Origin of the sequence: Actinotalea sp. C106 (genome assembly GCF_023630195.1) — a bacterium.
Taxonomy (GTDB): Bacteria; Actinomycetota; Actinomycetes; order Actinomycetales; family Cellulomonadaceae; genus Actinotalea.
Window position 1 is genome coordinate 1 of sequence record NZ_JALPKN010000338.1, and the last position, 2,981, is coordinate 2,981.

Annotated in this window: 3 protein-coding genes; all 3 read left to right on the forward strand. The window is 71.7% G+C overall.

Features of this window, described 5'->3' with window-relative positions; all coding sequences use genetic code 11:
- Positions 1-245: 245 nt before the first annotated feature.
- The 3 genes from L0B03_RS15920 (at position 246) to L0B03_RS15930 (ending at position 2,931) form a co-directional block, all read left to right on the forward strand.
- Positions 246-932 (forward strand): DUF2993 domain-containing protein, encoded by a 687-nt coding sequence (locus tag L0B03_RS15920; RefSeq protein WP_250447662.1) that lies wholly within the window; start codon positions 246-248, stop codon positions 930-932.
- A gap of 155 nt (positions 933-1,087) precedes the next feature.
- Complete coding sequence (locus L0B03_RS15925; protein WP_250447665.1) at positions 1,088-2,749, forward strand: sodium-dependent transporter; 1,662 nt, start codon at positions 1,088-1,090, stop codon at positions 2,747-2,749.
- Positions 2,746-2,931: a methionine/alanine import family NSS transporter small subunit gene (locus tag L0B03_RS15930; protein WP_250447668.1), complete on the forward strand. Its 186-nt coding sequence runs from the start codon at positions 2,746-2,748 to the stop codon at positions 2,929-2,931. The genes L0B03_RS15925 and L0B03_RS15930 overlap by 4 nt, the downstream gene beginning before the upstream one ends.
- The last annotated feature ends 50 nt before the right edge of the window (positions 2,932-2,981 follow it).

Genomic DNA, 2,981 nt, shown 5'->3' on the forward strand with positions numbered 1-2,981 from the left:
TGCCTTGCCCTCCGCACGGCGGGCGGCCCGACGGCGCCAGCGCACCCGCCACCGCGCCGGTGGCCCGGGCCCCGGCGTCCACGCGGCCAGGACCCCGTAGAACACCAGCGGCAGGGCGACCCACAGCAGCGACTGGATGACCATGGCCGGACCTCGTCCTCGAGGCCTCCAGCGTACGACCGGGACAGACGGTCCGACAGTGGATCGACAGGCCGTTGTCAGGCAACCTCCGTACAGTGCGGCCCATGGGAGCGCGCGCCGTCATCGGGACCGTGGTCGTCGTCGGAGTGCTGGTGGGCGGCGCCTACGTCGCCGACGGCTTCGCCCGCGGCGAGGCTGAGGACCGGGTCGCCGAGGAGCTCCGCGCCGGCCTCGACGGCCTCGACGAGACCCCCGAGGTCACCATCGGCGGCTTCCCGTTCCTCACCCAGTACCTCGCCGGACGGATCAGCACGGTCCACGCGACCGCCCAGGAGCTCACCGTCGAGGGCGTCCCGCTGCAGGACGTCGTCGTCGACCTCGAGGGCGTCACCACCGAGAGCCCGATCACCGCCGAGGACGCGCACATGACCGCCCACGTGCCCCTCGCCGGTGTGCTCGATGCGGTCGACCTGCCGCTCGAGGTCGCGATCCTCGACGGCTCCCTCACCGCCACGGCCGAGGTCTTCGGCCTGCCGCTCGACGCCGTGCTCGTCCCCCGAGCCGACGGTCGGTCCATCGGGATCGACATCGAGACCTTCACCCTCGCCGGGGCGACCATCGCCGCGGAGGACCTGCCCGCGGGGATCAGCGGTCAGCTCGACGCCATCGCCATCCCGCTCGACGGCCTCCCCGAGGGCATCGAGCTCACGGAGGTGGTCGTCGAGGGGGACGGCTTCGCGGTCGAGGCGGCCGGGACCGACGTCGTGCTCGAGGGCGCAACCACCGGATGAGGATGTGTGCGTGACCACCGCCGCCTGACCGTCAACGCCTGACCGCGACGGCATGACCAGTACCGCGGGTCGGCAGGCGAGACCCGCCTCGCCAGAGGGTGGTCACGGCGCTATGTTCCTTCGGCACGTCCACCGGCTGAGGATCGAGACCCCGCATGTCCGCCACCCCACCTGACAGCCCGACCCCCACCGGGGCGCACCCCGGGACGGGCAGCTCGCGCGCGAGTCACGCCCCCCGCGAGCAGTGGTCCGGGCAGCTCGGCTTCGTCCTCGCGGCGATCGGCTCGGCCGTCGGCCTGGGCAACATCTGGCGCTTCCCGGGGGTCGCGTACGAGAACGGCGGTGGGGCCTTCCTCATCCCCTACCTCGTGGCGCTGCTCACCGCGGGCATCCCGATCCTGCTGCTCGACTACTCCATCGGGCACCGGTTCCGTGGCTCGGCCCCGACGGCCTTCCGCCGGCTGCACCGCCGCGCCGAGCCCCTCGGCTGGTTCCAGGTCGGCATCTCCTGCGTCATCATCCTGTACTACACGGTGATCATCGCCTGGTCGGCCAGCTACCTGGTGTTCTCCTTCACGCGGGCCTGGGGCGACGACCCGGGCGCGTTCCTCGAGACCGAGTACCTCCAGGTCGCCAAACCAGGCATCAGCTTCGACGTCGTGCCCCAGGTGCTCATCCCGCTCGTGGTCGTGTGGGTCGTGGCCATCGGCATCCTCGCCCTGGGCGTGCAGAAGGGCGTCGAGCGCGCCAACAAGGTGTTCATCCCGCTGCTGCTCGTCATGTTCCTGGGCCTGGTGATCCGGGCGGTGACCCTCGACGGCGCCATGGACGGGCTCAACGCCTTCTTCACCCCGGACTGGTCGGCGCTGGGCGACCCCGGGGTGTGGATCGCGGCCTACAGCCAGATCTTCTTCTCGCTGTCCATCGCCTTCGGCATCATGATCACGTACTCCTCGTACCTCAAGCGACGCGCGAACCTGACCTCGACGGGGTTCGTCGTCGGGTTCGCGAACGCCTCCTTCGAGCTGCTCGCCGGGATCGGGGTCTTCGCGGCCCTGGGGTTCATGGCCTTCCAGACCGGGGTCGACGTCTCTGAGGTCGAGAACATCGCCGGGGTCACCCTGGCCTTCGTGGCCTTCCCGCAGATCATCTCGATGATGCCCGGCGGGCCGGTCTTCGGGGTGCTGTTCTTCGGCTCGCTGACCCTCGCAGGGCTCACCTCGCTGCTGTCGATCCTGCAGGTGGTCTCGGCCGCCGTGCAGGAGAAGGTCGGCATCACCCCGCGTCAGGCAGCGCTGCGGATCGGTGGGGTCGCGGCCGTGATCTCGATCGCGCTGTTCTCGACCACCACCGCCCTCTTCCTGCTCGACACCATGGACAAGTACATCAACGAGGTCGGCGTGGTCGCCTCGGCCGTGGTGATGACCCTGGTCCTCGGTCTGGTGCTGCGCCGGCTAGGTGAGCAGCGCGCCCACCTCAACGACCGGCCGGGGCTGCGCGTGGGGCCCTGGTGGTCCGTGCTCGTGGGCGTCGTGGCCCCTGCCGTCCTGGCCTTCATGCTGGTCCAGGGCATCCGGGCCCTGCTGGATGCGCCCTACGAGGGGTATCCCTGGTGGTTCCTCAACGCCTTCGGCTGGGGGGTCGTGGGGCTCGCGGTGCTCGTCGCCGTCGTCATGACCGCGCTGCGGTGGCGACGATCCCCCGACGACTTCACCCCTGCGGAGCTGCCACCCCGAGCCCTGCGGCGCGCGACGAGCAGCGGCCCGCCGAGCCCCGCCACCAGGGCCCGGACACCTGAGCAGGGGGAGCAGCGATGACGACGACGGCCGTGCTGGTGATGGTGGTGTCCCTGCTGGTGGTGTGGGGCGGGCTCGCGCTGAGCATCTGGCGGCTGCGCCGCGACACCCGGCAGGACGACGCTGCCGCTGCCGGGGACGCCTCGGGCACCGCCGAGCCGGGGCACTCCTCCCCGGCGCCGGGCGGGGCGCCGCAGCCGTGACGGACGCCCAGGTCGCGGCCTGGACCGACGTCCCGCGGCCGGGGGCCAGC

Bases quoted from the DNA above. Each gene is read 5' to 3' on its own strand.
- L0B03_RS15920 (WP_250447662.1), top strand. From the start codon at position 246: ATGGGAGCGCGCGCCGTCATCGGGACCGTGGTCGTCGTCGGAGTGCTG.
- L0B03_RS15925 (WP_250447665.1), top strand. From the start codon at position 1,088: ATGTCCGCCACCCCACCTGACAGCCCGACCCCCACCGGGGCGCACCCC.
- L0B03_RS15930 (WP_250447668.1), top strand. From the start codon at position 2,746: ATGACGACGACGGCCGTGCTGGTGATGGTGGTGTCCCTGCTGGTGGTG.